This window comes from uncultured Limnohabitans sp. (assembly GCF_937889215.1).
Taxonomy (GTDB): domain Bacteria; phylum Pseudomonadota; class Gammaproteobacteria; order Burkholderiales; family Burkholderiaceae_C; genus Limnohabitans_A.
In genome coordinates, this window is sequence record NZ_CALBEX010000446.1 from 1 (window position 1) to 3,574 (window position 3,574).

A 3,574-nucleotide genomic window follows, 5' to 3' on the forward strand; every position below is an offset into this window, starting at 1 on the left:
GTCTGCAGGGGCGGATGTCCTTCGGGGGTCGCTCAGAGGTCCAAGTCGTATTCGACCGTGATCGGCGCGTGGTCTGAAAATTTCTCGCCCTTGTAGATGTGCTCAGTGCGGGCTTTGTCGGCCACGGCAGCTGTCGCCAAGTGGTAATCCAGCCGCCAGCCCACGTTTTTGGCATAGGCCTGACCGCGATTGCTCCACCAAGTGTAGCAAGCGTCGGTGGCATCAGGCTGCAAGCGGCGGTAAACATCCACCACGCCGCCCTCTTGGGTGAGGCGGGTCATCCACTCACGTTCTTGGGGTAAAAAACCGCTGTTCTTTTGGTTGCTGCGCCAGTTTTTCAGGTCGGCTAGTTGGTGGGCGATGTTCACATCGCCACACAGCACAAACTCTCGTTCGCCCTTGAGCGCCATGAGGTGAGGGTACATCTTGTCCAGAAAGCGGTATTTGGCCTCTTGCCTTTCGGGTCCAGATGAACCACTGGGAAAATAGCTGCTGATGATGGACAGCTTGCGGGTTGGGGTGTCAAAACGCAGCTCCACATAGCGGCCCTCGGCGTCAAACTCGCCACCGTCAAACCCAACCACCACGTCGCTGGGCTCGTGTTGGGTGTAGACACCCACACCCGAGTAGCCTTTTTTCTCTGCAAACTGGAAATGGCCTTGCATGCCTGCCAGCGCTTCAAACTTGCCCGCCACATCGGCCGCCTGGGCTTTGACTTCCTGCACGCAAATACAATCGGGTTTCTCTTGCATCAGCCAGGCTTCGACCCCTTTGGTCGTGGCGGAGCGGATACCGTTGAGGTTAAGGCTGGTGAGTTTGAACAAGGATTTCCCCATGGTGACAGGACAGGCAAGCAGCGCCGGCATGCAGGCGCTCGCTCAAGAATTTGTGCAATTTGCAGTCGACTCGGGCGTGCTGGGCTTTGGCGAATTCAAGACCAAAGCGGGACGCATGAGCCCTTATTTCTTCAACGCCGGGTTGTTTGACGATGGCGCCAAGTTGAGCCGATTGGCGCAATTCTATGCAAAAGCCTTGCTGGCCAGCGGCATCGAATTCGACATGATTTTTGGTCCCGCCTACAAGGGCATCCCACTGGGCGCGGCCGTGGCCATTGAGTTGGCGCGCTTGGGCAAAAACGTGCCCTTTGCCTACAACCGCAAAGAAGCCAAAGACCACGGCGAAGGCGGCAGTTTGGTGGGCGCACCTCTGCAGGGCCGGGTGCTCATCGTGGACGATGTGATGAGCGCTGGGACAGCTGCCCGCGAGTCGATTGCGCTGATTCAGGCTGCCGGAGCCACGCCGCACGCGATCGCCATTGCCCTGGACCGCCAAGAAATGGCCACCGAAAAGCAGCCTGACGGATCGGTGCAAGACGTCTCGCACAGCGCTGTTCAGTATGTGCGCAACACTTTGGGCATGCAGGTCTGCACCATTGCCCAGTTGTCTGACCTTTTGGCGTTTTTGTCATCTCAAAGCACACCAGCGCTTTTGGTGCACCACAGCCGTGTGCAAGCTTACCGAGACCGCTACGGCGTTTAAGGTGCGGCCTGATGACCGCTTGACCTGCCTGCGCACCTTTTGTCTGTCAGTTTGATCAATGGAGAAAAGACTTTGTATCTGAAATGCCCTCAAGTGCCAGCTCTTCTATTCAGATCGTCTCTGGCCCCTTAAACGCCGTTGAGTTGCATGCTTATTTGACGGGCGTGCCGGCCACTCGGTGATAGCCAAGTTTCGTCAAGGGGTCTATGGGGTTTTGCAGACGCGCTGAACACCGTTTTAAAACTTGCTCTGTTTGCCCAAGTCTTGGAGCTGGAGCTCAGCACCGATTTTGTAGGCTTGGTGCGCTGGCGGGGATCGCAAACCGGACTGTGGCCCGCATGAAGTAAAGGTTTTCTAAAGAATTTATTTTGACATACCGTCAAAAATACCGCAAATTGTTATCAAAGGCGGTTGACAGGCCTGTTAAAGCGCCTTTGAGCACCCACGAGGTCGCCCATAAAAAATTATTTTCAATTTGCACGCACAAAAATCTGTGCAGGCGCACGCATCTTTGAACATGGGTCGTAGAGATTTCTACCCCCCCACCCATTAAAGTGTTCTTTAATTTGACTTGCAACAATTAAAGTAAGTTTTCTTATCACTGGCAAGTCAGAAGTCACTTAAGTCATCCGAGCCCACCCGATACCCCATTGCTCGATAACCACGCTGCCGCTTATCCCACATCCGCAGCAGCGCTGTGTGGCCGGTATCGACAAAGTCGATGATGCGCACATCGATCTTGGTCGCGTGCTCGCGGTGCAATCGGCCCGCGTATTGCTGCAAGGTCCCCTTCCACGACACCGGCATGGCCAGCACCAAGGTATCCAGCGGGGGATGATCGAACCCTTCTCCAACCAACTTGCCGGTCGCCAGCAGGACACGCGGCGCATCAGGTGGCAACGCGCCCAGTTCCGCGATCAGTGCGGCGCGCTGCTTCTTGGCTATCCGCCCGTGCAGGACAAACAAGGATGGCACCTTGTCGCCCAAGGCAGTTTGTATGGCATCGAGATGTTCGGTGCGCTCGGTCAGCACCAGCACCTTGCGGCCCTGGCCGTAAGCGTTGATGACCTCGGCAGCAATCGCGTCTGTTCGGGCTTGATCAATGGCAAGGTGCCGGAATACATCCTGAATCCCCGCCTCCTGCGGCAAATCTATCCGCGAGTGCAACATGCAGGGCGTGACCGCCAGATCGTGCGGCGCACCTGTGGGCTTGGCTGCGGTGTGGCGAGTTGGCCCGCATTGCATGAAAATAATCGGCTGCTGACCATCACGACGGATCGGTGTGGCCGTCAGCCCGAGCACGTATTTGGCTTTGGCCTGCTTCAAAATCGCATCGAACGATGCCGCGCCGACGTGATGGCATTCGTCCACTATCACGTGGCCGTAATTTTCGACCAGCGGATTCACTTCGCCCTGGCGCGACAGCGATTGCATCACCGCAATGTCGATTTTTCCGGTTGGTTTCGCCTTGCCGCCGCCGATGGTGCCGACCACGCCCTTGCCAACGCCCAGGAATGATTGCAAGCGCTCCTGCCATTGCTTGAGCAGTTCGGTTCGATGCACCAGCACCAGCGTGTTGACGCCACGGCGCGCAATCATCGCAGCGGCCGTCACCGTTTTGCCAAAGGCCGTCGGTGCGCACAGGACGCCCGCATCGTGATGCAGCATGGAGGCAACGGCGAACTCTTGATCTGGCCGCAAAGTACCCGCAAACGCAACGTCCAGTGGCAAGCCCACGTATCGTTCGTCGATCAGTTCGAAGCCAATCGAATTGTCACGAAGTAGCGCCAGCGCGGCATCCAGGCAACCGCGCGGCAACGCAATATGGTTGGGGTGGTTTTCGGCGCAACCAATCACACGCGGTTCATCCCACACCGAAAAGCGCATCGCCTGCTTTTTGTAAAACTCAGGATTCTGGAAGGCCGCCAAACGAATCAGCCGATTGGCCAGTGACTGTGGGAGTTCTGCCTTTTCAAAATATATCAGGTTGGCCAGCGTCACCGTAAGCGACTTCGGCATCGGTCCGACCAACTTC

Annotated in this window: 3 protein-coding genes; 1 reads left to right on the plus strand and 2 read right to left on the minus strand. The window is 56.8% G+C overall.

Translation table 11 applies throughout. From position 1 onward, the window contains the following. Positions 1 to 32 precede the first annotated feature (32 nt). The gene (locus Q0341_RS11355) at positions 33 to 824 is read right to left on the minus strand and encodes an exodeoxyribonuclease III (protein WP_299513309.1); all 792 of its coding nucleotides are present in this window, start codon (positions 822 to 824) and stop codon (positions 33 to 35) included. Positions 825 to 834: 10 nt separating this feature from the next. On the opposite strand from Q0341_RS11355, the gene pyrE reads away from it, so the two are divergent. Next, positions 835 to 1,539, plus strand: coding sequence for an orotate phosphoribosyltransferase (gene pyrE, locus Q0341_RS11360; protein ID WP_299513312.1), 705 nt, complete (start codon positions 835 to 837; stop codon positions 1,537 to 1,539). A gap of 609 nt (positions 1,540 to 2,148) precedes the next feature. On the opposite strand, the gene Q0341_RS11365 is transcribed toward pyrE, so the two are convergent. Next, on the minus strand, positions 2,149 to 3,574 hold a 1,426-nt coding region (locus Q0341_RS11365; protein WP_299513315.1), incomplete at its 5' end, for a DEAD/DEAH box helicase.